The sequence below is a fragment of the Pelodictyon luteolum DSM 273 genome, assembly GCF_000012485.1.
GTDB lineage: Bacteria > Bacteroidota > Chlorobiia > Chlorobiales > Chlorobiaceae > Chlorobium > Chlorobium luteolum.
In genome coordinates this window covers 1,117,978-1,144,509 of the sequence record NC_007512.1, presented here as the reverse complement: position 1 = coordinate 1,144,509, position 26,532 = coordinate 1,117,978, and the positions used below count along the sequence as shown (strand labels likewise).

The following is a 26,532-nucleotide window of genomic DNA, read 5'->3' as shown; positions in this document are numbered from 1 at the left end:
TAGTACAATCCTCTTGTTATGAGGAACACTGTAATGATCATCCCGAGAATGCCAGGATACCAGCAATTCCGCATCCTTAACCCCGTCGACGCCTTAGCCGCACCGCATATGACGGAGGCGTTCCTGCAGGACGGATACCGGCTGAGGGAATCCTTATTCCGGGAGGAAGTCCGTACATACTATGACACCTTTGAATGGCAGGCATTCGACAAGGGATTCTCGCTCGCATCAGTAGGGAAGGTTCTTTACCTTTACGACCTTGAATCCGGCCGCACGGCAGATTCCGCGCGCTTCTCCGCCCCCTGCTCGTTTTTTGCCGGCGATCTGCCTGAGGGAACCCTGCGCAAGCGCCTCCTTGAGGCCTCCGCCATACGGGCCTTCAGCAGGCTCACAACGCTGCATATAAGCCTCCGGTCGTGGAAGCTTCTCGACCGTGAGGAAAAAACTCTGGGAACGGTGAATGTGGAATGCTGGAGGGGTGTGCAAACGGAAAAGATTGTCCCTTCTGCCTCATTCATTTCGCTGAACCCGCTGAGGGGCTATCAGGAGGAAATGCTTGAAGCCGCGGCATTGCTTGATCCGGAGGCCCACTGCAGCGACGGCCGCGGTGTTCGCCGGCTGTTTATTGATGCAATGACCGATGCCGGCTTTCAGGTCGGAGGCTACAGCTCAAAAATCGCACTCCAGCTGGACCCCGAAGCCCCGGTGCAGCTGAGCGCCCTAAGCCTTCTCCGGTTCACCACGTCCATCATGCGCTTGAATGAGGATGGCATCAGAAAGTCCATCGACACCGAATTCCTCCACGACTACCGGGTCGCCATACGCAGAGCCCGCTCAATACTGGCACAGCTCAAGGGGGTCTTCCCCCCCGAAACCGCACTCCCCGCCTCGAAAGCCCTGAAGGCGGTTGCCGCAAAAACAGGCCCGCTTCGCGACCTTGACGTCTATCTTCTTGAAAAAGAGCAGTTCCGCTCCTGGCTCCCGGAAGCCCTCCATCCCGGTCTCGACACCTTTTTTGCCGCGCTCAGCCGCCGCCGGAAAGTTCTGCAGCGCTCATTCAGCAGCTATCTCGACTCACCCGAATACGTTGCGCTCCTCAACCTGTGGAACGCCTTCATCACCGATTCGGCAACCCCCGATCCCCTGCCGGCGCCCAATGCGTCCCTCCCGACAATCACCGTAGCGCGCAGGACCATCCGCAAATCCTGGAAAAAGCTCATCCGCCACGGGCGCATGGTCAGTCGCGAGACCACTGATGACGAACTGCATGCCATGCGTATCGACTGCAAGAAGCTGCGCTACCTTCTGGAGTTCTTCATCTCCCTCTACCCGCCAAAAACAATCACGCCGGCCATCCGCCATCTCAAAGGGCTGCAGGACAATCTCGGCAGCTTCGTCGACTGCTCCGTGCAGCTGGCATTCCTCAGTGAACAGCTCGAAACGGCCGTAACAGGCCGGAACGATGTCCAGCTGGCGGCTGCACTCGGAGGACTCATGGCCGTACTGCATGAACGGCAGGAACAGGCCCGCAAGGAGTTCCACAAGGCATTTTCACGGTTCCAGGACGACAGGACCACAGAACTCTTTGAACAACTCACAACCGGTTAAGCCGGTGATTGCCGATGAAAACAATAGCACTCTACAGCATCAAGGGCGGCGTGGGAAAGACTGCTTCAGCCGTCAACATGGCCTACCTGGCTTCACTCCAGGGAGAGCCGAGCCTGCTCTGCGACCTCGACTCCCAGGGGGCGAGCTCCTACTATTTCAGGATCAGCGCATCGCGCAAATACAACAGCGAGAAGTTCCTGAAGGGGAAAAGCCGGATGTACGAACACATCAAGGCAACGGATTTCGACAACCTGGATATTCTCCCCTCGGATTTCTCATACCGGAACCTTGACATCGAGCTTTCGGAAGCAAAAAAACCGCAGAAAAAGCTCAGAAAAAACCTCGAGGCACTCGCTGAGGATTACCGGCATGTCTTTTTCGACTGCCCCCCGAACCTCACCCTCCTTTCCGAAAGCGTCTTTGCGGCTTCCGACCTCATACTCGTCCCCCTGATCCCGACCACCCTGTCCATCCGCACCTATGCCCAGCTCCTTGACTTCTTCAATGAGCACGATCTGGACCGGTCCAGGATCAGGGCATTCTTCACCATGGTCGAAAAGCGCAAATCGATGCACGCCGAGATCATCGAAGAACACCAGAACACCGCCGGGTTCCTCCGCCAGCAGATCCCCAACAGTGCAGAAGTCGAGAAAATGGGCATCTACCGCGCACCGCTGAACGCTGTCCGACCAGCTTCTGCAGCTGCAAAAGCTTACCGCCTGCTCTGGGACGAAATTACGGCAACGGACCCCGGCAGATAATACGCCGACCTGCACCACCCCATGAAAACCGATACCCCGTCATCGACCCTGAAACAGCTCATTCCGTTGCTGGCAGTCCTTTTGCTGCCACTGCTCTATCTGCTGTTTTTTCGCAGCCACAGGGATCTTGATGCGATCAAGAAATCCGGTACGGTAAGGGTGCTGCTCAGTTACGACCCCATCAACTATTTCATTTACCGCGGAACCCCGATGGGATACAGCTATGAGGCAGCCAAAAGCTTCTGCACCAGCCTTGGGCTCCAGATGGAGGTGGTGGTCGTCAGGGATCTCAACAGCCAGCTCGACCGGCTGCAGTCGGGAGAAGGCGACCTCGTCGCCCACAACCTCACCATCACCTCCGGCCGGCGAACCATGGTCGAGTTTTCAGATCCTATCAGCTACACCCGGCAGGTCCTGATCCAGAAAAAGAACCCGCGCGGCAGCCCGCTCCGGAGCGTCCGCGAACTTGATGGCAGGCAGGTGCATGTCCGCAAGGAGTCAGCCTACTATACCGAGCTCATGAGGCTCCGGCGGGAAGAGGGAATCGATGTGGAGATCGTAACGGTTCCGGGAGAGCGGACGACGAGCGAGCTCATCCGGGATGTATCCAGAGGAGCCATCAGCTATACGGTAGCAGACCGTGACATCGCCACCGCCCATCGCACCCTCTTTCCGGACATTGAGGCTTCCGTGCCGGTCAGCCTGAGCCAGCCACTTGCGTGGGCTGTCGGTCGACATTCGCCGGAACTCCTTCATGCGCTCAACGGGTGGCTCTCCGAGAGCTCGACGGCGACCCTCTTCAGCGTACTCCACCTGAAATACTATCTGCAGCAGTACACCTTCAGAAAACGGGCCATCAGTATTTTCTATTCCGGAAAACAAGGGGAAATATCGCCCTATGACCGCCTGATCAGGCGCTATGCGGCCACGGTGGGATGGGACTGGAGACTGCTGGCTTCGCTCATCTATGAAGAGTCGCAGTTCGACCCGGGAGCGGTCTCATGGGCAGGAGCATCCGGCCTCATGCAGCTGATGCCTCAAACCGCAGGCATGTACGGCATCCATAACCTGCTCGACCCCGACTCCAACATCAAGGCCGGCACACTCTACATCCTCTCATTGCAGAAAGAGTGGCAGGACATAGCCGATCCTGAAACACGGATGAAATTCATTCTCGCATCCTACAATGTAGGCCCGGGGCATGTGCGTGATGCACAGGCGCTGGCAAAGAAGTTCGGCAAGGACCCTAACCTCTGGGAAGAAAATGTCGAACACTATCTCCGGCTGAAGTCCAGGCCGCTCTATTATCGTGACGAAGCATCGAAATACGGGTACTGCAATGGCGGCATGCCCGTCCGCTACGCCCGGAACATACTCTCCCGCTACAGCCTCTACAGCCAGGCCATCCCCCTCTGAAAGAGTCTCCCCCGCCGAACATTAGCGGACAGCGGTCTGGTAGGGAAGATTATGTTTGGATGATTCGGCAATTAATGCCATCATAAACTGCCCATCCGGCCCCACTCTTGAGGATTGACAGCCGGGAGTAACACCGAACGCTGCACGACGATGATACAACTGCTCAAAACCACCATCAACATTCTGCTGGTTGCAGCCATTCTCGCCGGCGCAGGATTTCTCTCACTGGGCTTTCTGCTCTCATGCCAGGCAGGTACCCCCGAAAAAACCGATGTCATCGTCATCCTCGGCGGCGACAGCGGACGGCGCGTCCGCAAAGGCGCAGAACTGTACAGGAATGGATACGCTCCCCGGGTCATCCTCACCGGTATCGATGAACGCTATTACCGGCCCGGAAAGCTCAACTGGCGCCAGAAGAGAATGGTCGCACTCGGAGTCCCGCTCAGCGCAATCAGCGTCGACAGCCGTTCTGAAACCACCTGGGAGGAGGCATTCAATACCGCAGAGACAATGAAAAGAAATGGCTGGAAAAAAGCCCTTGTTGTCAGTGACCCGCCGCACATGTTCCGTCTGAAGAGCACCTGGATGCAGGCGTTCAGGAAAACACCGCGGAGTTTCATCCTCATTGCGACCAGCCCGGAATGGTGGAACCCCGTCCTGTGGTGGAAAAACAGCATCAGCTCGCGGTTTGTCTACAGCGAGCTCAAAAAGAACCTCTTCTATGCTCTCGTCTACTATTGAGATGACCGGCTGAAGTGATCGACTGCAGAGGGAAATCTCTCCCCTAATAAGAAAAGCGCCCAACGGCGCTTTTCTTATTGCATGTCCTTTTTGGTCAGTTCAGCCCTTTCAGCTCAGAACGTGAACAGCTTCATACCCTCGGCAGCCATGGAAGCGGCGACGACAGGAGGCTTGGCGATGGTGACTCCTTCAATCATCTCCCCGGCGCTCTTTCCGGTATTGGGGAGGTAGAGCGGGCAGAGCTCGACCTTCACGCCTTTGGCGATGAGCCCCTTGAGAAGCATCTGCGGCGACTTGTCGAGCGGCTTGAACATCTTTTGGCTGCTGCTCTTCAGGGCAAGGCTGCCGGCAGGGCCGCAAAGAAGCACCTGCACCTGACGACCCTGCTGCAGGGTCTGGGTCGAGAGCACGAGAGCCATCATCTGCGTCATCGGTTCGGCATCGGTAAGCACGACAAAAATCCCGTTTGCATCAGCAGCTTCGGTCTGTGCCGGGGCATTGGCAGCCATGGAGGGTGAGGGTCCAGTCAGCGCCAGCATGAGGGCTGCGAGGGAAAACAGTTTCAGAAACGCTTTCATATGTATTTCTCCTTGTGAATTGTTGATGGGCTGATCGGAAAGATCAAAGCCCGGTTGGTGAGCATTGCTGCGACCGGTGCATAGTGTGCTGATTCATGACGGATGCATGACGGATACATGACGGCCGGCAACAATAGTAAAATACGAAAAGCGGAACGCCAGACAACAGTTAACAATTATGAAACAATAAGTTACGGGGAGGCAGACGTTCCCCGAAACCCTGTCCGTCCAGCCCGTTAACTGTCGATATTACCCAGAGACACAGCAAATGAACTGACGCATGATGACCAACAAACCAAACCGATGAAACGATGCAGGAAAACAGAAGCTACGATGGAAAGCTCGAAGAAGATTGCCCTTGTCGCACACCTCAGCAAGAATGCCGATCTTCAGGCATGGGCCAAATACAGCCGCGACCTGCTGGAACGCCATACCCTCTTTGCCACAGGAACAACGGTGCAAGTATCCGAACTCGAATTCCGCATCACAGTCCACAGGCTTATGAGCGGTCCGCTCGGCGGCGATCGGCAGATCGGCGCAATCATTGCCGGGGAGGAACTCGATTTCCTCATCTTTTTCCGGGATCCCCTTGAGCTGCCGCCGCATGATCCCGACGTGAAGGTGCTGCTCCGCATGGCGGTCGAATGGAACATCCCGGCAGCCTGCAACCCTGCTTCTGCCGACTTCATGATATCCTCCCCGCTGATGGAGCGGACCTTCAGCGGCTGGTACCCGACTATCTGACCTGCACCAGAAGAAGAATCACCCTGAAAACGGAGGAATAAACAATTTTCATTACATTTGCTGACCCCCCCGGGTGTCCCCCGGGGCACCTAATCCCCCCTAACAGCAACCATTCACCGCATTATGGACAGCAAGGAAACAGTGCTTGATGTATTGAAGAAAGAAGGTGCGCCCTTGAGCGCAGGACAGATCGCCGAAAAGAGCGGACTTGAGCGTAAAGATGTTGACAAGGCGATGAAGCAGCTGAAGGATGAGGGGGCCATTCTGTCTCCGAAGCGCTGCTACTGGGAGCCCAAAGCCTGAGATGAAGAGAACGGGTGCGCGCTGGAAGTTCGCCGTGGACCGGGGCGGTACCTTCACCGACGTCATCGGCATCGATCCGGAGGGTGCGGTACGCTCCATCAAACTGCTCTCCGAGTCCGGCAGATGGCAGGACGCCGGCATTGCCGGCATCCGGGCCCTTATGGGGATTGAGGACTCCGAGCCCCTCAGCACCGGGAAGATTGAAAGGATCAGGGTCGGCACGACGGTGGCCACCAATGCCTTGCTGGAACGCAAGGGAGCTGCTGCCGCGTTTGCCGTGACGGCAGGCTTCGAGGACCTGCTCGAGATCGGCAACGGAACCCGGCCGGATCTTTTTGCCCTTTCCATTGCAAAACAGCCGCCGCTTCACAGTGCTGTCAGGGGAATCGACGAGGCCATCGGGCCGGACGGTGCCGTCCGCCGTCCCCCGGATCCCGAAGCCGCACTCGAATCCCTTCTTGAACTCAGGGAACTGGGATTCAAAAGCCTTGCCATCGTACTGAAGCATGCATGGAAAAACCCCCGCCATGAAAAGCTCATACAGGAGCTCGCGCTGGACGGGGCCGGCTTTACGCATGTGGTGACATCGCACGAGACCATGCCGCAGATCAATATGCTCAAACGGGGTCAGTCGGCCATGATCGAGGCCTACCTCTCCCCCGTCCTGTTTTCCTACATCCTCTCCCTCCGCCGCCTGGCGGGTGACGTGCCGATCGAGTTCATGCAGAGTTCGGGCGGCTTGCGGGATGCGTGCCGGCTCCGGGCCATCGACACCATTCTCTCCGGGCCTGCCGGAGGGCTTTTGGGCTATGCCGGAGAGGCCGGGCGCCTCGGGTTCACGGAGGCGATAGGCTTCGACATGGGAGGAACCTCGACCGATGTTTCGCGCTTCGGCGGCGCCCTTCTGCACCGGTTCGAGACCACTGTCGACAATGTTCCGTTCCATACCGAAATGCTCGACGTGCAGACCGTGGCGGCCGGGGGCGGGTCGGTCCTCTGGTTCGACGGCCAGCGGCTTCGGGTCGGACCACAGTCGGCAGGCTCTAAACCCGGCCCCGCCTGTTACGGCCTCGGAGGGCCGCTCACCCTGACCGATGCAAACCTTATTCTCGGGCGCCTCGTCCCCGCCTCGGTCCCCGCCACCTTCGGTACCTCGGGCGACGCCCGCCTCGATGACGGAAGAGCACGTGCGCTGTTCAGCGAACTTGCCCGCACTGTCACGGAAGCGACAGGCACCCCCTACGATCCAGAAGGGCTGGCCGCAGGGTTCCTGGACGTAGCAAACAGCATCATGAGCCGTGCCATGAAAGGCATTTCGGTCTCACGGGGATACGACCTCCGCAGCCATGCGCTCATTGCTTTTGGCGGCGCCGCAGCACAGCACGCATGCGACATCGCCGACATCCTTTCAATTCCGCATGTAGTCGTTCCCCGGCACTCCTCCGTGCTTTCAGCCTGGGGCATCGCAATGGCAGACAAGACCGAGCGGAGCATCGAGCCGGTGATGATGCCGCTTACCGGTACCCTGCTTGAGCGCCTCAGCACACAAGCTGCCGCCCGGTCCCGGCAGCTCACGGCAAGCCTCGAGGGAGCCGGGGGCACAACGAGCACCTCCCTGCACCTCGACATCCGGCCATCAGGCACCGACAGATGGCTATCGGTGCCGGCATCCCCCGATGCGCCGAATGAGGTGATTGCGGACCTTCGAACCATTCTTGCACGCTTCAGCGACACCTACCGCACCCGCTACGGATTCATTCCCGATACCGGCGCACTCGAGGTTGTCAGCATGCGCATTGAAGTCAGGATGACGACGCCGGACCCCATTTCCCCTGCGGACCCTGATGAAAACCCGGGGGCGGTTTCCCCGTCCGAAACCACTGCGCTGTGGACGGAAGGGGGATCAACTATACAGGCCCCTCTCCTCTGGCTCGAATCGCTCTCTGAGAAAAGCCGCATCAGCGGCCCGGCAATGATTGTGGACTCCCAGCTGACACTGTTCCTGAAACAGGGATATGATGCCCTCATCGACCGTGCAGGATCGATCGTCATGGAGCGCGTGGCCGCTGCGGGCCCGCTCCCCGTGAGTGCAGATGATACATCGGGCGGGAAACCCGATCCCGTTCTACTGGAGGTGTTCAACAACCTCTTCATGAACATTCCCGAACAGATGGGCAGTACGCTGGAAAACACCGCGCACTCCGTCAACATGAAAGAGCGTCGCGACTTTTCCTGTGCCCTCTTCGACACTGAAGGCCGGCTGGTGTCCAATGCGCCGCATATCCCCGTCCATCTCGGCGCCATGGAAGCAACCGTCCGGAACCTCATCGAAGACAATGCCGGAAAGATGGCGCCGGGCGACGTGCTGCTAGCCAACAACCCTCACCGCGGGGGCTCGCACCTTCCCGACATGACCGTTGTAACGCCGGTCTTCAGTCTCGGCCGTAAGCCCTCGTTCTACCTCGCCAACCGGGGACACCATGCAGATATCGGCGGCATCACTCCCGGCTCGATGCCTCCTTACAGCCGCACTCTTGCCGAAGAAGGGGTTGTCATCAGCAGTTTCCATCTGGTCCGCCAGGGCCGGTTCCGCCAAAAGGAGCTGCTTGAACTTCTTTCCTCCGGCCCCTGGCCGGCACGCAACCTCCCGGAACGCATCTCAGACCTGCGGGCACAGGTGGCAGCCAACAACCGCGGGCAACAGGAGCTTGAGGCCGTGCTCCTGCGATACGGCCGCCAGAAGGTGGAGCGCTACATGCACTTCATCCGCCGGAATGCGCGGCATGCCGTCCATGCGCTTTTCCGGAGGATCGCCGGCCAAACCGGCTCTTTCATGGCATCCTGCAGCGACAGCATGGATAACGGCGCTGCCATCCGGGTCAGGATAAGCATCACGGCCCCCCCGGGCGGAGATCCCCGTGCAGTGTTCGATTTCACCGGAAGCGCACCCGAAGATCCCGGCAACATGAACGCGCCTCCAGCCGTCACAAGGGCCGCCGTCCTCTACCTGCTCAGGGTTCTTGCCGGGGCGGACATCCCGCTGAACGCAGGCTGCCTTGAGCCGGTCGAGATCATCATCCCCGAAGGCAGTATCCTCAGCCCATCCCCGGAGGCTGCCGTAGCCATCGGCAATGTCGAAACCTCACAGCGCGTAGTCGACGTCCTCCTCGGTGCGTTCGGCAGCGCAGCGGCATCCCAGGGCACCATGAACAACCTCCTCTTCGGCCCGCCGGACGGCAGCGGCAGCCAGTACTATGAAACCATCCCGGGCGGGTCCGGCGCCACACCTTCGAGTGAGGGCGCCTCGGCCGTGCAGGTACACATGACCAACACCAGGATCACCGACCCCGAGATCCTCGAGGATCGGCATCCCGGAGTTGAAATCGAGCGGTTCGCCCTGCGCAGGGGAAGCGGAGGCAGCGGCATGCATCGTGGGGGCGAGGGTGTTGTGCGCAGAATCAGGTTCCACAGGCCGATGCAGCTCAGCGTGATTTCCGAACGGAGGGAAAAAGCTCCATTCGGGCTTGAAGGGGGCGGCAGCGGAGCATGCGGCATCAATGCGATCATACTGCAGGACGGTACATCCATCCCCGCAGGCGGCCGGATCGAGCGCGTCATGCAGCCGGGTGAAGGCGTCGAGATAGCAACGCCGGGAGGCGGAGGATACGGGACCCCTCCTACGGATTGAGCAGGGCGTCTTTCAGGCCCGACACCCTCGCTGTCCCTTTCCTGATGGCGGCTGAGAGCGCTTCAGGATCAGCCCTGATTTCCACGCTGCGGCGTGCACGGGTAATGGCCGTATAGAGAAGCTCCCGCGACAGCAGCGGTGAATCCTGTCGCGGGAGCACCATCAGCACGGCATCGAACTCCGAACCCTGGCTCTTGTGTATGGTGACGGCGTAGGCTGTTTCATGCTTTGGCAGCCGCTCCGGAGCTACCGCTCGCAGCGAGCCGTCCGGCGCATTGAACCATACCAATGGAGCATCACATTCGGGATCATTGAAGACGATGCCCGTATCGCCGTTGAAGAGGCGCATGGAGTAATCATTCTCCCTGACCATGACCGGCCGGCCATGGTAAAATGGAGAGGATGGGTCGATGAGACCCGCCCGCCTGAGTACCTGCTCTGCGGCCATATTGAGTCCCCGGACACCCGAAAGCCCCGGACCGTCGCCGATGGCTCCAAGCATCCTGAACCGGTCGAACGCCAGCAGCGCAGAGGGCGGGTCTCCGGCTTCCAGAAACGGCCGGTACCCTTCCATGATTGCATCAGCCAGTTCCTCCGGCACCCCGTCCCGCTCATTCCACCCGACGTAGGGAGGGCGGAGCACGACGCCGTTTCCTCTATCAGGAGCAAGCAGCCCGAGCGACTCCTCCACCCTCCCCCCATTGACAGCGCGGGCAAGATCACTGATGTCCGAACCGCCATCGAACCGGTAGTTCCTCTCAAGCACGGTGACGGAACCGTGAAGCGCCGAACCGGGGAGACGCGCAGCGGCACATATGTCGCCGAGCACGGCGCCGGCTTCGACCGATGCGAGCTGGTCAGGGTCTCCGAGGAGGATCAGGCGGCACGAAGGCGAAAGAGCGGAGAAGAACGCATGCATCAGCGGAAGAGCGACCATCGAGGCCTCGTCGACCACGACCGTATCGTAAGGCAGCGGGTTAAGGGGGCCGTGGCGGAACCGACCAGTACCGGGGACGGCCTGAAGCAGACGGTGCAGGGTGGAGGCTTCGTCGGGAATCGCACGGCGAGCCGCGTCTGTACAATGGAGTGCGGCCTTCTGCATCCTGACTGATCCGCTGAGGCGCAGTGCCGCCTTGCCGGTCGGTGCTGCCATGGCGATCCGTCCTCCTCCCGTGCCGTCTTCACCGGCCAGAAGGGCGAGGATCTTCACCACGGTCGTTGTCTTGCCCGTGCCGGGCCCGCCGGCGATCACCGAAAAGCGTCGCCGGAGTGCCTGCAGGGCAGCGGCTCTCTGCATCCCCCCGCCGTCTTCCGATTCAGCGGGGAAAAGCTGCAGGAGCAGCGCCGTCCGGGCCTCCTTTTCAGGGTCACCCTGAGGCTCCAGGCACCGATTGAGAATTGCCCGGGCGAGTCCCGATTCAGCAACATGGTAACGCTGCAGGTAGAGGAGGCTTCCTCTCCCCTTCACCAGTGGCAGATTTCCGCCCCCGTCGGAGACGACGCCGCTCCGGCTCAGCACATCAAGGAGCTCCGGAAGTTCGGGTATCGACACATGCTCTTCACCCGTCATGATCTCGCGGCCCGCAACACTCTGGAGATCAAGGCATACGTCCCCACCCTCAAGAGCCCTGCTCACGAGCGATGCGAGCACCCGGAGGACACCCTTGCCGGGACCCGTCGAAAGCCGCATGATGAACCCTCCGAACTGGCGGTCTATCGGCCGTTCGTCTTCGTACCTGATGTACTTCATGATGCAAACTCCCCGGCAATTGCCAATGTCAGTTCCTCAATCAGCCCGGCTGGCGGACGGACCCGGTAGAGACCTGTCCCTCTACCCTTTCCGTCCACCCCGCGAAGAAAAACATAGAGTACTCCGCCAAAGTGTGTCCGATAGGTGTAGCCCGGAACCCGGAGTGTGAGATGGCGGTTCAGGGCGGAAAGATAGAAGAGGTACTGGAGGTGGTACCGGTGTTCTTCCATTGCGGCTTCCATCCCGTCCTGTGCGTAATCCGATGCCCTGTTGCCGAGATGGTTTGATTTCCAGTCAAGGAGCCAGAACCGCCCGCCGGCTTCGAACACCATGTCCATGAACCCCAGAAGCATACCCGTTGCCGGCTGGAACTCCAGGCTGTCGGCGAGCTTCCGGTAATCCGCCCCTTCCGGCATGAGACCATGGCGGCGGAGGGGGTTCTGAAGGGCTTCAGTCTGCAGCAGCGACATCGGCATGAAAAACTCAAGCTCTGAAACCCAGCTGCCCGGCTGCAGTGCACCGAGGCGGAACGGATCCTCCCCTTCACCCAGCGGCATCTGCAGCACGCCCTCCACCATCCCGGTGACGGCATCGCTCCATTTGGGTTCGTATCCGTATCGCTGGAGCGAAGTGTCAACCAGCTTGCGGATGGCCAGAGGATCGGGGGCTGAAAAGTCGATATGCTCAAAAATTTCATGCATGAAGAGACCCGCTTTCGCTCCCCTCGGGAAAGCGAATATCCCCTCCGCATCTTCAGTTGAAACCGTATCCTGCGGCAAGCTGCCAGAGGCTGTTTCATCACGGTCGGGCAGTTCCTGCGGGCGGTGGCCCTGACGGCTGAAAGAGGTGAAGCTCGACACCCTCCATGAGCTGTCGATACGGCCGCTGAACCGGCGAAGATTCTGGCCAATGGCTCCCGAACCATCATCCTTAGGCGCCGGAAGCGCTGCCCTCAGAAGGTCATCCTGTGTGAGGAGACGGAATCCGACGGCCCCCCGGGACTCTTCGGCGAGGGCACGAAGATCTGCCTCCATCCGAAGGGGCGAGGAAGCCTCCATGGCTTCCAGAAGGCGCTCCGGGGCACCTGCGACCCGCTCCTGCACCGACTCCCCGGCATGCAGCAGGTAATTCAGTGCCGATACGCCGCCCGACACCCTCGCCGAAATGAAACAGCAGCGGTGCTCCGCCCGTGTCAGTGCGACATAAAAAAGCCGGAGATCCTCGGCCATCGCCTCCTCTCCGGCACGCAGCATGCCGTCAGGAAACCCCGGCGAACCGAAATCCCGGACTGCCTCACCCGAAGCGTCATGGAATGCGGCAACTTCTTTCGTCGAGGTCGAGCCCTTCCAGAGATACGGACAGAACACCAGAGGATACTGGAGCCCCTTGCTGACATGAACGGTCACGATCTTTACGGCAGCCTCGTCAGTCTCAAGCCGCATCTGGTAAGCATCCTCGCTTCCCGTCGTGTCGAGGCACCGTTCGCTGAACCAGGCCAGCAGCGCTTCAGGACCTGCATTGGAGGTATGTTCATGCTGATGCAGGAGCTCGAAACAGTGGAGGATATCAGTCAGTGTACGCTGGCCGCCCTCCCGGGCCAGCACTCTCCGGCGAACCCCTTCCTTACGCATGAACGCCCTTGTCATGGCCATGAACCCTTGCGTCCTCCAGAGCTGGTTCCACTGTGCAAAGTCTCGGAGACAGGCAATCCACTCCTCCCCGTCAGCGGACAATGCGGCGATGACGTTGCCTGTCCGGCCGAGGATGGTGGTAACGAGGGCGCTGCGGATCCTGCCTTCACTGGAGGGGTGCAGAAGGGCTTCGAGAAGCAGCAGCACCTCACCGGCAACCGGAGAGAGGAAAACGCTCCTGTCGCTCTGCATGACTGCCGGCACACCCCTCGCCCTGAGGGCGGCGTGCACCTTTGCCGCCTGCAGGTGGGTCCGGACGATGACTGCCATATCCGAAGCGGCAAGCGGCACATCTCCGATGCGGGCTTTTCCTGCCCGGGCATCACCGAGCAGGCGGACGATCTCCCCGGCCACCGCCGCTGCCGCCATCTCTTCAGCCGCCTCTACGGTGAGGCATCCGTTCTTTGCATCCCGAGCATCAAGCAGCCATAGCTGAAGCGGTTCCGGATGCCTGTCATCCTCATGCGTGAAGGGGTCCCGGGGACCGCCGCCACCGGAACTGACGGGGCGATAGGCAATGCCGGGGTACAGGAAAGGGTTCGGACCCTTCAGGAACAGCGTGTTGAACCCCTCGAGCAGGAGGGGCGCTGAACGCCAGTTCTTCTCGAGCGTGAAGCGGCAATCGCCGTCCACGGACGCTGCGGCCTTGAGATAGGCGAAGAGGTCTGCACCACGGAAGCTGTAGATGGCCTGCTTGGGATCGCCGATAAGAAACAGCGGGAGGTCGGAACCGGCATAGATCATCCTGAAGATCTCATACTGCACGGGATCGGTATCCTGGAACTCATCGATGAGTGCCGCCGGGTAGGATGAGCGGAGCACCTCACCCAGCCTTCCTCCACCCTCAGCCTCAAGGGCCAGATACAGATCAGTGAGCAGATCGTCGAACAGCCTGACATTCAGCTCCTCTTTGCGCCGTGGCAGTACTGAGCGGTAATAGCGGACCAGTTCAGACTTCAACACCAGGAGGCGCAGGTCGAGTTCCCGGAGCAGCGCTTCAGCGGCATCGAAAAAACGGTGGACGGGGGCCTCGTACTTCTTCTTCATGTTTGCCCGCAGCGATGCGGACGTAAAGCGCTCAAAACCGGTGAAGCAGTCAAACACGCTCCCGCTTTCGAGATAGGCGTCCATGCGCTCAAAGAGTAGAATGAGCTCCTCTTTTTTATAGGCTCCGGCCGCACGGCTCAGTCCGGCATCGTCATTGAGGATGGAGACAATGAGGGCACGCTCTTGCTTCCACATACCAGCCGCGGCCCGGTAAGCCTCCGTGCAGCGGGCTTCGGCGGCAGCCGGCTCTTCAGGGGGGTAGTCGGGCCTGATGCAGGTGAACGGGCCGGGACGGAGTGAAGAGAGAAGCCGGGTGAAGGATTCAGGAGTCACATCCTTTTTCCAGCCGATATAGCCGGAGAGCGGCGATTCCGGGGAAAAGAAACGCTGGCGCCAGAAATCCTCGACAATCCCCTGCAGCAGTTCATGCTGATCGGCTCCGAGCGCGGTATCGTAGAGCGAACCGCTTTCAAACGCATGATCCTGCAGTGCCCTCAAGCAGAACGCATGGATGGTGTGCACCGCTGCCGTATCAAATGAGCCGAGCGCCCCCTCAAGCCGCCGGGCGGCTTCTTCCACGCCGACAGCAACAGCGGCGCTGCCGATCTCCAAAAGCGCCTGCTGAGAACACTGAGGGTCCCGGAGGGCATGAAGGGTGTCGCGGATGCGATCCCGGATCCTCCCCCTGAGCTCCCCGCTCGCTGCTTCGGTATAGGTGACCACGAGAATGCTGTCGGGCAGGAGGCTTTCTTCGACGACAAGACGAAGGTACAGCGAGCCGATGGCATGGGTCTTGCCCGTTCCGGCACTGGCCTCGATGAGGTTCATTCCGCTGAGCGGGACGGATGCGTGTTCCAGTGCCCTCATCATTTCACGGCCTCCGAATGCTGAAGAACCGGCCGGACAAGGGCAGCGGCGAGTTCGCGGAAGTAAAGCGGGCCGGCAGCCTCACTATCAAACCCTGCTTCACCGAAGCATCGCCTGAAAGCGGGGTCATCGCCTTCGCCCCGGGCTCCCCCGAATCCGCTTGTGCGCCAGGCCCCCCGGGCGGCTTTCAACGCATCACCCTCCCCTTTCTCCAGTTTTCCCTCCCAACTGAAGGAGGTTTCAGGGAAATAAGCCAGCGGCATGCGCTGTCCCGACCGGTATCGTTCAAGAAGCTCCTGCAGGAGCAGGCCTGGCGCTTCAGGCTGACGGAGCCGGTAGGCGCCATTGTTCATGATCAGCAGTGTTTCCGGATCGACCCCTTCGGGCCGGAGGGAGCAGAGGACCAGATGGAATATCCAGCTCCGCATGCGCTCCCTCGCCTTCATGGATGCCGGCCTGGCGAACAGCTGGCCGCTGCTCCGGAGGCCCTCGAGCCGACCGCTGAGGATCATGGGGCCAAGCGGCAGTTCGAAATCAAGCGCCGGCAGCGGGAGGGATATTGGAGCAAGGCGCTGAACCGAACGTACAAACCGGGCTGCATCTTCAAGAAGCGATTGATAGAGCCGGTCTCCAGAGAGTGCGGGCGGCAGGACGCCCTCGGCACGGAACCGATCCTGGACCCGGCCGATGTCACCTTCCAGAAGCATGGCCTCTGCCAGTTCGGCCCGTATCCGGTAGGCGTCAAGCCCGTCAAGGCCGAACGGCTCCCGCTCATCGAGCGGAAGAACCTGACCTGCCGGCTGCAGCCCAAGGCGGTAGCGGAGGAAAAACGCCGAGGGATTGTCATAGAAGCCGATGAGGTCCATGAGCTCGACGCGCTGGAGAGGCTCACCGGGTTCAGGAAGCGGCGAGTCCATAAACAGCGGCTCCGGACCTGCACCGGAATGCTCGGCGTGCGGGAGGAAATTCTCTTCGGAGTAGCTGAACAGCGGGCCCCCGGCGCTGAAACATGCCGGACTGAATGGCTGCAGGGGGTGACTGAAAAGAAGCATCTCCTCCGCCCTTACCCCTTCCGGCAGCAGGAACCCCCTGTCGATGGCGTCGAAAAGTTCGCTCACCAGCACCGAGGGCGGTATCGGGCTGCTGTCCTTCCGGCTGCGGCCGACAAAGCTGATATAGAGGACATCGCGGGCAGAGAGAATGGTTTCAAGGAAGAGATACCGGTCTTCAGCGCGCACCGAGCGGTCTGCGCGCTTCGGGTGGCGGGAGATGAGATCGAAGCCGGGCGGATGCTGCTGGCGGGGAAAAGCTCCGTCATCCATACCGAGCATAACAACAACCCTGAAGGGGACACTCCGCATGGGAAGCATCGAACAGAAGGTGACCCCCCCGGTCATGAACCCCAGCCCCTGCTCCTTCTGCTGAAGGCGCCCCTGCAGCCAGGCAATGACGACCTCAGGCGGAACTTCGTCGTGGTAGGCCGAAAGCCTGCTTATTTCGCCCATGCGCTCCATCAGGTCCTGAACTGCCAGAAACTCCCGGGTCGAGTCCTCCTCTGTCAGCATGAAGTGCTCAAGCATGGAGATGAAGAACACCCGCCACTCCTCAAGGGTACGGGTTTTGGATAGCCCGTGACGGAATCTGTCGACAGCGTCGATGAAATCGGCAAACAGCCCGATGGTTTCGGCCGCTCCGCCATCAACCCCCTCAAACGGGAGAATCCCCTCACAGCAGCTCTCCCTGCTGTCCATGGCATAACCGAGCAGAAGCCGGTCGATGCCGGCACGCCAGGTATTCTGGCGGAACGCCGGGAGCTGGTTCATGCTGCGCTCCTCTTCGTCGATTCCCCATCTGATGCGGGTATCGACGATCCATCCACGGATGCTCTGCAGTGCGGATACGTCCAGGCCGAAGCGCCGGGCAACGGGTGGACTGGAGAGCAGGTCGAAGAGTTCAGGAGCGGAAGCTCTGCTGCGGTGGAGCTCAAGAAGACGCAGGACCGCCGAGGAGACTTCGCCTTCATTCATGAGGCGGCGGTCAGCAACGGAAAAAGGAATGCGGCCTTCGGCGGCGGAGCCGAACACCGCAGTGATGAACGGAGAGTAGGTTTCGATGTCGGGCGCCATCACCACGATGTCCCGTGGGGCAAGCCCCGGAATGGACTCCAGCATGTCAAGCATGCGGTCGTGCAGCACCTCGACCTCGCGTTGCGGGGAGTGGCATGCATGCACCTGTACCGAGCGGTCTGTGGCGGAACACACAGGGCGTTCTCCCTCCCCGGTGCCCGATAGTGTGAGGATGTCCGACTGGATGGCATGCAGAAGGGTGTCGCGTCGGGGATCGATGTAGCGCTCAACCGTCCTGTTCTGCTCATCGGGGATCTCCAGCACCATGTCGGAGAAGTCGCGGCCTATCCGGCCGAGAGACGCCAGCAGCGGATTGCCCTCGGCATGAAGTTCCCGTTCGGCATGCGTCATGCCGGAGAGCGTACGGCGGGAGACGATGTCCCCCCAGTACTCCTCGGTAGGGCTGAGGACGAACAGATTGACCTCCCTGTGGCGGGCGATGGCAGAGAGGATGTCGAGATGGAACTGCGGCAGGTAGGAGATGCCGAACAGCGCGATTCGTCGGGGGAACACCGCATCGGGAAGCGTTCCGTTCCTGCAGAACGCCTCCTTCAGGATACCGCGGTGACGCCCTCCCAGCTCGGCATTCAGGCGACGCCAGAGGATCGACTGCCATCCGTCGGGTCCCGCGGTGCCCTCGCCGGCTTCCCACAGGGCAAGCATCTCTGGGCGGAACAGGGTGTACTGGTCGAACGAGTCGGCGATCTTCGTCGCAAGCTGGTACAGACGGAGCGGTGCCGAGCTCCCGGAAAGGTAGCGGCTGAGTATCGCAAAGGGTTCGTCCCGGAGCATGGAGGGCAGGAGGCGCATGATGCTCCAGGTCGTACACTCGGGATCGTACCTCCCGGCCTCGTCCTCCTTAGAGGGGAAAACATGCCGGAAGAGCTCCGAGACAACAGCGTTCGGAAAGGGGTATCGGGCACCGGCCCATACCCCGAGCCGCCGGGCAAGCTCCATGGAGAGCCATCGCTGCATCCCCCGGCTCTGGACCACGACCACTTCGCGCGAAAAAGGGGAAGCGGGTGGCGATGCCGCGAAATACGAAGCAAGATCGGCGGCGAGTACTTCCGTCCGGTTCGATGTATGGATGTTAAAGGCCACGTTCCCCGCCCTCTTCCCTGTGTGCCGTTACCTCAAGGCTGACCGGCGTAGCCCCGAGTGAGGAATATTCACCGGGATTGCAGCTGAGAATGATGATCTGCAGGCCCTGCGAAGCAGCCCGGTCCAGCATCCGCTGCAGGAGCTGCACCCGCTGCGGATCGGTGTTGGTGAACGCATCATCGAACACAACGGGCAGCGTGCCCCCGTAGCCCTCAGCCAGGAGTTCGGCAATGGAAAGCCGCACCGCTGCGGCCACCTGCTCCTTCATGCCGCCGCTCAGACCTGAAAACCCTATCGACCCGGTGCCGCCGCGCTGGATCCTTATGTTGCTGAACGACTTGCCGGTGTAGTCGACGGCGGCTTCGAGGCCGGGTCCGAACATGCAGCAGAGGTAGCCGGTGATCTTCTCTGCCAGGGGGCGGCTGAAGCGCCTGGCATCAAGAGCCTGCTCTTCACGGTATAGCTCATAGAGCAGTTTTGTGGCCCTTGCACGCTGCTCTACCCTCCGGAACTGTTCTTCGGCCTGCCGGGCAACCTCAGTAGCGGCATAGAGGGTTCCGAAAGGATCATCGGAGCCATCACGTTCAAGCACCGCCCGCTGGCTTAGAGAACGTTCCCGACACTCCTGGAGGCGTTGCTGGTTGAGCCTCAATGCCCGGTCCAGCCGCTCCATGTCATGTTCAAGCTGGCGGGGCTGGAGGTTACTGTAGGATAGCTGAAGCGCTGCCAGTGCTGCGTCCGCTTCGCTTTTTGCGGCCAATGCCAGGCCAAGTGCTGCCTGCAGAAGCGCGTCTCCGCCATGGCGTCGTTCAAGCCGTTCCAGCTCATTCCGGCACGCTTCCAGCCCCTGACGGCGGAGGGAGGATTCTTCGGTTTTCAGCTGCAGCTCAGTCTGAAGGCTCTGGAACAGGGCTCCAGAGGCAACCATGCCCTCATGTTCTTCCCGCTCCTGTTTCCGGGCCTCTCCAAGACGGGCCGCGGCAGTTTCCAATAGCGCCAGGGCATCGGCCTCCGTCCCCGGACGGGGAAGTCCGCCGGAACGGCCTGCGCTCATTGATGCGGAGGAACGGGCATCTTCCAGCTGCAGCCCGGATGCTTCGAAGCGCATACGAAGCGCTCCGTCCGGATCAAGTGCTTTCAGAGAAGCATCAGCCTTCATTTTTTCGCCATACAGTTCCTGACGGCGGATGTTTGCGTCCACGGCCGCCTCCATGGAAGCGACACCGTACCCCTCAAGCATGGATGCGAAACGGCTTCTTACCTCTTCGGCCCTGATGCGTGCTTCAAGCAGGCGGTTTCCCCCACCCGGCCGGATCATGAACCTGAACCGTCCACCGGCCTCGATTTCGGCAGCATCGTCGAGCAGCACCGACTCCCCTTCCCTGAGCGGCTTGCCGCCGATACTTACTGAGCTGTCGCCCTCGAGCACGGTAACACCGGAAGCCATGGCCTGCAGGCCTGCATCGGCACGGTCAAGCTCCGAATGTGCCTCACGCAGAGCGGTTAAAGCCGCCCCGTCCACTGCAGGAAGCAGTGACATGTCCTGCTGCAATGACCTTGACCTCTTGACGTACCCTTCAGCCTGCTTCATGAGCTCCGCAATCCGCCGATGGGCCTCTTCGGCCGCAAACAGCGCCACCCATGCACGAATACACTCCATCGTCGTCTCTGCCGGGGCAGTTGCCGAAGCGCTCAGGCGGGAACGTTCTGCGGCGTCCTCATATGCCCGGGCGGCCTCGGCGACGCTCTGCTTCAGCTCTTCATGCATGGCATCGAGCGGAGCGAGCGACTCTTCATACGCTGAAATATCCCGCTTCAGCTCCAGAAAGCGCTCCCGCTCTTCGAGGAGTGCCTTCCACGAAGCTTCCGCAAGTTTTGCTTCCGCCTCTTTCTTGACGATGCCCGCGGTAAGTTCGCCGGCCTTTGTGAGCCCTGCCGATACCGCCGCATGATCCATCTGGAGCATGGCATCCTGCTCCCTGCACTGCCGCCCCTCGGCTTCAGCTGTTTCTACCTCGTTTATTGCGGAGAGAAGGCGCAGATATGCCGCATGCGCTGCCATACGCTGCTCTTCAGCTGCGTCGCGGGCCTCCATGGCCGTTTTCAGACCCGAGCCGGCTTTCATCATGCCGGTTGCGGTATAAAACTCCCGGTAGCGCTGCTCCAGAGCCCGGAAGATGCCGGTATCGGCATCGGACTGGGTGACGATTGCCCCGCCTTCCTCCTGCAGCCGCCTGATCAGGCGGTCCTGCTCCGGGGAGTCCCTGAGGGAGGGGTCCTGCATACCCTGCCCCTGCCATACCCAGAGATGCGCCCACTGTTCCTGCAGTCGATCTTTTGTAGCCCGCTGCAGCTCAGTCACCCCGACGAGGGCAAGAAGACGGCTCTCAGCCTCTTCTCCACGCCAGACTGATCCGGCAGCATCGCTCAGCTGTGTTGTTCCCGATGCACCCGAAAAGCGCTTCATGAGATGGTACCGGGTGCCTCCCGCCTCAAAGGTGATTTCGACTTCAGGGGCAGCTGCCGCGTGCATCGGAAGCATCAATGCCCTGATCTCCCCGACGGTTCTGGCCTTCAGGAACAGCCCGCGGTGGAGTGCTTCAACCAGGGTACTTTTGCCGGTTTCATTCCCTCCACCGATGATTGTGCGCGAAGGGTCGAACTCCACCCGGGTATCACGGTGGATGCGGTAGTTCCTGACTGTTGCGGAAATAAGCCTCATCGACCGCCCTCCAGAATGAAGAGCCCATGCAGCTCCCTGAGGGCGAGAGCGGCCAATTGAGCCTCATCGCCCTCGCCGGCAGCCATCCCGGCAAGCCTTCCCGCCACCCTTGCCGTCAGAGGATCGGAGGCATTGCCCGTAAGCGCTTCAATCTCGACAGGGCCGGGTGCTGTCCGTACCCGGTTCTCGAGCTTCAGGCGCAGGAGGCGCGCTTCAAGGGACTGGAGCAGCTGCTCAAGGCGGACCGATGCCTCAAGGCCGAGCGAACCCTCGAGCACAAGATTGAGAAGGAAGCGGCCGTGTTCTTTCTGGAACAGCCCGTCCAGCATTCCGGAAAGCAGCTCCAGATCACTGTCGCTGCTGAATGAATAATGAAGCGCCTCCCATCCGAGCCGAGAGGTTCGAAGGACGTCCACCTTCGGCACAGCGCCTCTCGAGGCCTCGACAAGGAGGATGTTCCCGGGCCTGTTCTCCTCCCCTTTGCTGAAACGGTCCTGTTCAGGAGTGCCTGCATACCATGCTTTCGTGCCTACCTGCTTGGTGCCGTGCCAGTCGCCGAGAGCGGCATAATCGAATGCATCCCTGTCCAGACGCCCGAGATCGATGGAACTGGATGAAATCCCTGCCACCCGGTCGTCATCATCAAGGGACTGAAACTCCCCGATGCTGCCGTGAGCCATGAGGATCCTCGGACGCAGGTCTCCGAATGCATTGAACACCTGCCTGTCGCGAAGCCATGCAGCAGGATCCGATACCGCACTGCGCCGGAGCAGAGGGCATGGAAAAATGACTGCACCCTCAATCTCATATGGACGCTCTTCAAGGAGGACGATGAGATTTGGGGCAAGGCTATCACGTTCGGCGAGAAAAAACGGGCGGGTCCATATCGAGCCGGGGCCGCCGTGATCGTGGTTGCCGGGAATGACGACCACCGGTACCGGAATGGATCCGACGGCCAGGCATGCTGCCGAAACCGTCGCCCTCTCAGGCGTCAGCGAGTCGAACAGATCTCCGGCCACAAGCACGAACGACGCCCCCTCCCGAACGGCAGCCTCCCCGATGCGCCTGACAGCCTCGATCCGCTCACGGGAGACATGGGCCCGTTTCAGGCTGTCGCTGATGCCGGCAAACGGCTTGCCGAGCTGCCAGTCGGCGGTGTGGATGAATTTCATCTCCGTCGGGAACATCTGGGTTTTGAAAAGTACGGGGCCTCTCTAACGGTAACCAATTAAATACGCTGCTGCAAGTACTCCATCCATCCCCTGCAGCTGGAACATTGCATGCGAACATACTTAACCCGGTAGGACACTACCTGTCCTGGAGGGAAGATTTTCGAGAGTTCAGGAGAAGACGGTAATAGGAGGGAAGCCAGGAAAGGCTGTTGGCATAGTAATCCTTACGGTCCAGATAGTAGATGTGGCCTTTCTTCAGGTGGCTGAACCGCTGCAGACGGCGGTACGCTGTTTCCGCCAGAGGCGATCCTGACGCCTCAAGGGCTGCGTATGCAGCGGCATATGAAAGCGGGTTTTCATCGTACACCACTGATCTGCCCCCGGTTGAATAGACGGAATGCACATGACCGAACCGCTTGAATTCGCTGGTATAGAATTCAGCAAAGCGCCCAAGCACCCGGGCGGCTCTGGGCTCATGAAAAAGTGCATGATCAAGTGCAATGCGCATCGGGACCCGTAACGCATCCCAGCCGTAGAGCGATGAATAGCCTTCAAGCTCCCTCAAATCACCCCCTTCGCCTATTCGGCACCAGTCCGGCACGAGGAAGGCACCGCCGCCGGCCGGCTCCTGCAGCCGGTCAAGCAGGTCATAGCCGGTTGCGGCAAGCTCAAGCCATCGCCCGTCACCTGTCTCGGCAAAGAACAGCTTGAACTGGGCTGGTGAATAATAGGATGGGTTCTGGACCACATAACCATTCCCGTCCGTGGGTTTCCGGTTCCAGGGAAGCAGGCGGAGCCTGCCTTCATAGGAGATGGTTTCCAGGCGGAGAATATCGGCGAGCACCTTTCGTGCGAGCCTGGCATAGGATGGATCCCCCCATTTCCTTCCGGCAAGCAGGAGGCTGTATGCATAATCGATGTCTGCGTCAGATGCCGCTTGCCAGTCAACGACCCTACCATCGGCATAATGCCAGGCCAGAAGGTTGTCACCGCTCTGTTCTCTTCGGGAGAGGTTTTTCTCAGTCCAGAGGAGAATGGCATCGAACGAGGTCCGGTCGGACGCCGTCACCGCCCGGATCATGGCGTAGGCCTGACCTTCAGAGACGGTGTCGAAGCCGTTCCGGGGCCTTACCACCCTGCCATCCTGGACAAACGTGTGCAGGTATCCGGCCCATGATTTGCGGAGAACGATGGCATCATCGGTTTCAGCCGGCCAGCATGACACCAGCCAGACTGTGGCAAGGGCCAGCAACCCAACAATGAGCATGCTGCTGCGGGACCTCATTCTTCGTTGAAATAAAAGAGCCCGCTGAAAAGAAACAGGTGGTACCCGATCCAGAAGACATTGATGAAAAGTGAGATATCCTGTTCATAATAGATCCGCAGAAGACCCCAGCAGAGAGAGGCGAGGTGCAGTACCCAGAGCATGAGCTGAGGGACAAGTTGTGTGTAGGACAGCGCTCCGGCTCCGTCTTTGGGCGTGACCTGGAAAGGTACGGAAATGTTGAGGACGCCCTGCACGACGGCACGCATGTAGACCGGAATGGAAATCATGGCAAGCATCTGCCCCTTGATGAGGTTGAAGGGAGAGAAATGGCGCATCTCAAGGCCCGAATAGAACAGCAGCACTGAAAGAATGAAATAGGGTATGAAGGTGAGCATGAACACCGAAGGGTCCATGAAATATGAAGGGGTATCGAAAAGGATGTAGCTGATCGGCGCCGAAAGGAGGATCAGGTAGGCCCATCCAATGAAATAGTAGCTGCCGGAAAGAAAATACTCGAACCACTGGAGAGGGGAAAGGCTTCCCGGAAGCCTGAGGAACAACCCTGCAGCCTTCCTGAAAAGCTGTGCACTGCCCATGGCCCACCGGTTCTGCTGCATGAAATACGATCCGAGGTTTTCAGGTGCCATACCGAAAACGTATGCGTGCTCATAATAGAGAGATTTCCAGCCTGCCATGTGGAGTTTGAGGGTAGTGGCCACATCCTCGGTGACCGAACCCTCCTCGAATCCGCCGACACTATCAAGTGCATCTTTTCGCATTACGAAATTCGTGCCGCAGCAGAACATGGCGTTTTTTACCGATTTGCCCTCGCTGATGTACTCGTAGAAAACCGCCTGCTGGATGTTGCTCGACCATGCAACCCGGCTCTCTTCCGTATTGGTGTAGAACTGGGGTGTCTGGACCAGTGCCAGACGACTGTCGGCTTCGAGCACGGGAACGATTTTCTGCAGAAATCCCGGCATGGGATTCTGGTCGGCATCGAATACTGCGATGTACTTCGCATTGATGTGGGCAAGTGCGTCATTGAGCATCCCGGCCTTCGCACCGCGGTTTCCATCCCTGCTGAAGAGTTCGACATTGAAGCGGGAGGCTAGTTCCCGCGCTTCATCCTTGTAGGAGAGAATCGAGGAGTCGTCAAGGATGTAGATCGTTTTGTTCGGGTAGCCGAGGTTGCGGCATGCCAGAAGGGTCTGTTCAAGAACCTCCTTTGGCTCATGGCGTGCAGGTATGAGGATGGCCACCGCGGGCTGTTCCTGAGACGCAGCCTGCTGATTACGATAAGGCTTGATGGAGAGCGCAAGCACATTGGTGAAATAGCCGAACCCGTGCAGAAGGACGAACAGTTCGGCGGCAAAAAACACAAATCCGTAGATGCGCTCAACAAGAGGATAATCGGAAACGACCAGAAAATAACCACGGACAGCCACATAGACCGCCAGCGCAATGAAGAGCAGAACGACCAGCACCACAAAGAGGCCGGAGATCGGCGCTTTTCTCATACTATCCCTTGATCCAGAATTTATGCCTGCCGATTAAAAATACCAGAGCAATGAAGCCGCCATCCTGTCTGCGCTGTAGACACCGGACTCATCATTCCATGTCCGGTCGTAGAGAAGAGATGAACTCAACCGGTCGTTCCAATCATGACGGAACTCCGCAAGCACACTTTTAGAGCGGCCGCCGGAGGGTTCGAAGTTCAAGCTGCCTCGCATCCTGATGGAGGTATTGTTGCCTCCCCCGTAGAGTGCATCGCCCTTAAAGTAATGGATGGCATCAACTCCCGCATGATGGACATTGAATGTGCCGGGTGTAAAATAGTCCGGCTGCTCCTGATTGTAGCCGAACGAGTCCCAGCGCCAGAACAGGGTAAGGCGGGTAGGTTCGTAGGAGAGATGGGAGCGGAGTTCAACGCCGTAATCGGTGCGCACATTGCCGTCTGAATACCATGAACGAAATCCCTCAAGGCCCGCCTGCCATTTTCTGGAGGGCCGGTATAGCGTCTGGACGGTGAGGGAGTTTTCGCTGAGGCCGTCAAGGAATGTGGCGGCATTTTCCACAACATCTCCGTGACGGTAGCGGAAAGCGAGATGCAGGTCATCGAGAGGCGAAGATTGAACTCCGAGTCCCCCGGTAACAGTATTGTCGGGGCCGTTAGATTTCATGGTGCTGCCGATGAACCCTTCGACTGCAGCATCCGGCCTCCGGCGGTAGGTTAATGCGGCAGATGTCGTGATGGCCATAGGATCCGGATTGCTTCCGCTAAACCTGTAAAAGCGGGTATCGACCTTGATGGCGGCCATCAGTGCAGGATTGAGCGGACGTGCAACCGAGGAGGCAATCGAGAGGTATTCGAGCTCCGCCTGACGCGTACCGCCTTCGGAATGGAAAAACACGGCCTCGGAATAAAGCGGCGTACCCTCGGCATGGAAGAGAGCCTTCCGCCTCACCTGACGGGCAGCATCATGACCGGGAATCTCCTTGAGCAAACGGTCGGTCAGGGCTATGGCATCAGCCCATCGCTGCTGTCCATACTGGAGCTGTGAGAGATCGAAGAGCGCCTCGGGGCTCTCCGGCTCCAGATCCAGCCACCGGCGGTAAGCCCGGACACCGTCCCGGTACCGTCCGTCATACAGGGCTGCTTTTGCATCCGCCTCTGCGGCAGCAGCCGCGCTGTCAGGGTAGCGGCGGACCGTTTCGCCGTAGCATTCAAGGGCCTCCCCGTACCGACCCATCCAGCCTAGCACACGGGCTTTTTCACGCAAGAGAACGAGGGGTTCATCGCCGGCAGCAAGCAGGCTGTCATAGAGGGCGAGGGCGGGGCGGAACTGACGACGCCAGCTCAACCGCCGTGCACGCCACAGCGCATCATCTCCTGCTGGGGCCATAACAGGCACCGCATGCTGCTCGACGGAATATGGACCCATGACTC

Annotated in this window: 16 protein-coding genes; 7 read left to right on the top strand and 9 right to left on the bottom strand. The window is 59.8% G+C overall.

Annotated elements, in window-relative coordinates; genetic code table 11:
• The first annotated feature begins 18 nt into the window (after nucleotides 1-18).
• The 4 genes from PLUT_RS05250 to PLUT_RS05235 all read left to right on the top strand — a co-directional run bounded on the left by PLUT_RS05250 (nucleotide 19) and on the right by PLUT_RS05235 (nucleotide 4,526).
• The gene (locus tag PLUT_RS05250) at nucleotides 19-1,608 is read left to right on the top strand and encodes a CHAD domain-containing protein (RefSeq protein ID WP_081423678.1); all 1,590 of its coding nucleotides are present in this window, start codon (nucleotides 19-21) and stop codon (nucleotides 1,606-1,608) included.
• A gap of 14 nt (nucleotides 1,609-1,622) precedes the next feature.
• On the top strand, nucleotides 1,623-2,369 hold the full coding sequence (locus PLUT_RS05245) for a ParA family protein (RefSeq protein WP_011357741.1): 747 nt from the start codon (nucleotides 1,623-1,625) through the stop codon (nucleotides 2,367-2,369).
• Between the two features lie 21 nt (nucleotides 2,370-2,390).
• The gene (locus tag PLUT_RS05240; RefSeq protein WP_011357740.1) at nucleotides 2,391-3,785 is read left to right on the top strand and encodes a transglycosylase SLT domain-containing protein; all 1,395 of its coding nucleotides are present in this window, start codon (nucleotides 2,391-2,393) and stop codon (nucleotides 3,783-3,785) included.
• A 150-nt stretch (nucleotides 3,786-3,935) separates the two neighbouring features.
• A complete protein-coding gene (locus tag PLUT_RS05235; protein ID WP_011357739.1) occupies nucleotides 3,936-4,526 on the top strand; it encodes a YdcF family protein in 591 nt (196 codons plus the stop codon).
• A 113-nt stretch (nucleotides 4,527-4,639) separates the two neighbouring features.
• On the opposite strand, the gene PLUT_RS05230 is transcribed toward PLUT_RS05235, so the two are convergent.
• The gene (locus PLUT_RS05230; RefSeq protein WP_011357738.1) at nucleotides 4,640-5,104 is read right to left on the bottom strand and encodes a hypothetical protein; all 465 of its coding nucleotides are present in this window, start codon (nucleotides 5,102-5,104) and stop codon (nucleotides 4,640-4,642) included.
• A gap of 333 nt (nucleotides 5,105-5,437) precedes the next feature.
• On the opposite strand from PLUT_RS05230, the gene PLUT_RS05225 reads away from it, so the two are divergent.
• The 3 genes from PLUT_RS05225 (at nucleotide 5,438) to PLUT_RS05215 (ending at nucleotide 9,839) form a co-directional block, all read left to right on the top strand.
• Nucleotides 5,438-5,848, top strand: coding sequence for a methylglyoxal synthase (locus tag PLUT_RS05225; RefSeq protein ID WP_041463820.1), 411 nt, complete (start codon nucleotides 5,438-5,440; stop codon nucleotides 5,846-5,848).
• Nucleotides 5,849-5,971: 123 nt separating this feature from the next.
• On the top strand, nucleotides 5,972-6,151 hold the full coding sequence (locus PLUT_RS05220) for an HTH domain-containing protein (RefSeq protein ID WP_011357736.1): 180 nt from the start codon (nucleotides 5,972-5,974) through the stop codon (nucleotides 6,149-6,151).
• A 1-nt stretch (nucleotide 6,152) separates the two neighbouring features.
• Nucleotides 6,153-9,839: a hydantoinase B/oxoprolinase family protein gene (locus PLUT_RS05215; RefSeq protein WP_011357735.1), complete on the top strand. Its 3,687-nt coding sequence runs from the start codon at nucleotides 6,153-6,155 to the stop codon at nucleotides 9,837-9,839.
• Here PLUT_RS05215 and recD read toward each other — a convergent pair.
• The 8 genes from recD to PLUT_RS05175 form a co-directional block, all read right to left on the bottom strand.
• The gene (gene recD, locus PLUT_RS05210) at nucleotides 9,829-11,589 is read right to left on the bottom strand and encodes an exodeoxyribonuclease V subunit alpha (RefSeq protein ID WP_011357734.1); all 1,761 of its coding nucleotides are present in this window, start codon (nucleotides 11,587-11,589) and stop codon (nucleotides 9,829-9,831) included. The genes PLUT_RS05215 and recD overlap by 11 nt on opposite strands.
• Nucleotides 11,586-15,197 (bottom strand): exodeoxyribonuclease V subunit beta, encoded by a 3,612-nt coding sequence (gene recB, locus PLUT_RS05205; protein WP_011357733.1) that lies wholly within the window; start codon nucleotides 15,195-15,197, stop codon nucleotides 11,586-11,588. Before recB ends, recD begins: the two co-directional genes overlap by 4 nt.
• A complete protein-coding gene (gene recC / locus PLUT_RS05200; RefSeq protein WP_011357732.1) occupies nucleotides 15,194-18,421 on the bottom strand; it encodes an exodeoxyribonuclease V subunit gamma in 3,228 nt (1,075 codons plus the stop codon). The genes recB and recC overlap by 4 nt, the downstream gene beginning before the upstream one ends.
• Entirely contained in the window at nucleotides 18,411-21,143 is a 2,733-nt protein-coding gene (locus PLUT_RS05195; RefSeq protein WP_011357731.1) for an AAA family ATPase, read from the bottom strand. The genes recC and PLUT_RS05195 overlap by 11 nt, the downstream gene beginning before the upstream one ends.
• Nucleotides 21,140-22,315 carry a metallophosphoesterase family protein gene (locus tag PLUT_RS05190; protein ID WP_157858147.1) on the bottom strand — a complete coding sequence of 392 codons (1,176 nt, stop codon included), beginning with the start codon at nucleotides 22,313-22,315 and terminating at the stop codon, nucleotides 21,140-21,142. Before PLUT_RS05190 ends, PLUT_RS05195 begins: the two co-directional genes overlap by 4 nt.
• Before the next feature lie 136 nt (nucleotides 22,316-22,451).
• Nucleotides 22,452-23,582: a glycosyl hydrolase family 8 gene (locus PLUT_RS05185; RefSeq protein WP_011357729.1), complete on the bottom strand. Its 1,131-nt coding sequence runs from the start codon at nucleotides 23,580-23,582 to the stop codon at nucleotides 22,452-22,454.
• 14 nt (nucleotides 23,583-23,596) lie between these two features.
• Nucleotides 23,597-25,102, bottom strand: a complete 1,506-nt coding sequence (locus PLUT_RS05180) for a glycosyltransferase (RefSeq protein WP_011357728.1) — start codon at nucleotides 25,100-25,102, stop codon at nucleotides 23,597-23,599.
• A 33-nt stretch (nucleotides 25,103-25,135) separates the two neighbouring features.
• A complete protein-coding gene (locus PLUT_RS05175; RefSeq protein ID WP_157858146.1) occupies nucleotides 25,136-26,488 on the bottom strand; it encodes a tetratricopeptide repeat protein in 1,353 nt (450 codons plus the stop codon).
• Nucleotides 26,489-26,532: the final 44 nt, after the last annotated feature.

Bases quoted from the DNA above. Each gene is read 5' to 3' on its own strand.
- PLUT_RS05185 (WP_011357729.1), bottom strand. From the start codon at position 23,582: ATGCTCATTGTTGGGTTGCTGGCCCTTGCCACAGTCTGGCTGGTGTCA.
- PLUT_RS05225 (WP_041463820.1), top strand. From the start codon at position 5,438: ATGGAAAGCTCGAAGAAGATTGCCCTTGTCGCACACCTCAGCAAGAAT.
- PLUT_RS05240 (WP_011357740.1), top strand. From the start codon at position 2,391: ATGAAAACCGATACCCCGTCATCGACCCTGAAACAGCTCATTCCGTTG.
- PLUT_RS05250 (WP_081423678.1), top strand. From the start codon at position 19: ATGAGGAACACTGTAATGATCATCCCGAGAATGCCAGGATACCAGCAA.
- PLUT_RS05190 (WP_157858147.1), bottom strand. From the start codon at position 22,315: ATGAAATTCATCCACACCGCCGACTGGCAGCTCGGCAAGCCGTTTGCC.
- PLUT_RS05230 (WP_011357738.1), bottom strand. From the start codon at position 5,104: ATGAAAGCGTTTCTGAAACTGTTTTCCCTCGCAGCCCTCATGCTGGCG.
- recB (WP_011357733.1), bottom strand. From the start codon at position 15,197: ATGATGAGGGCACTGGAACACGCATCCGTCCCGCTCAGCGGAATGAAC.
- recD (WP_011357734.1), bottom strand. From the start codon at position 11,589: ATGAAGTACATCAGGTACGAAGACGAACGGCCGATAGACCGCCAGTTC.
- PLUT_RS05180 (WP_011357728.1), bottom strand. From the start codon at position 25,102: ATGAGAAAAGCGCCGATCTCCGGCCTCTTTGTGGTGCTGGTCGTTCTG.
- PLUT_RS05220 (WP_011357736.1), top strand. From the start codon at position 5,972: ATGGACAGCAAGGAAACAGTGCTTGATGTATTGAAGAAAGAAGGTGCG.
- PLUT_RS05235 (WP_011357739.1), top strand. From the start codon at position 3,936: ATGATACAACTGCTCAAAACCACCATCAACATTCTGCTGGTTGCAGCC.
- PLUT_RS05175 (WP_157858146.1), bottom strand. From the start codon at position 26,488: ATGGCCCCAGCAGGAGATGATGCGCTGTGGCGTGCACGGCGGTTGAGC.
- PLUT_RS05245 (WP_011357741.1), top strand. From the start codon at position 1,623: ATGAAAACAATAGCACTCTACAGCATCAAGGGCGGCGTGGGAAAGACT.
- PLUT_RS05215 (WP_011357735.1), top strand. From the start codon at position 6,153: ATGAAGAGAACGGGTGCGCGCTGGAAGTTCGCCGTGGACCGGGGCGGT.
- PLUT_RS05195 (WP_011357731.1), bottom strand. From the start codon at position 21,143: ATGAGGCTTATTTCCGCAACAGTCAGGAACTACCGCATCCACCGTGAT.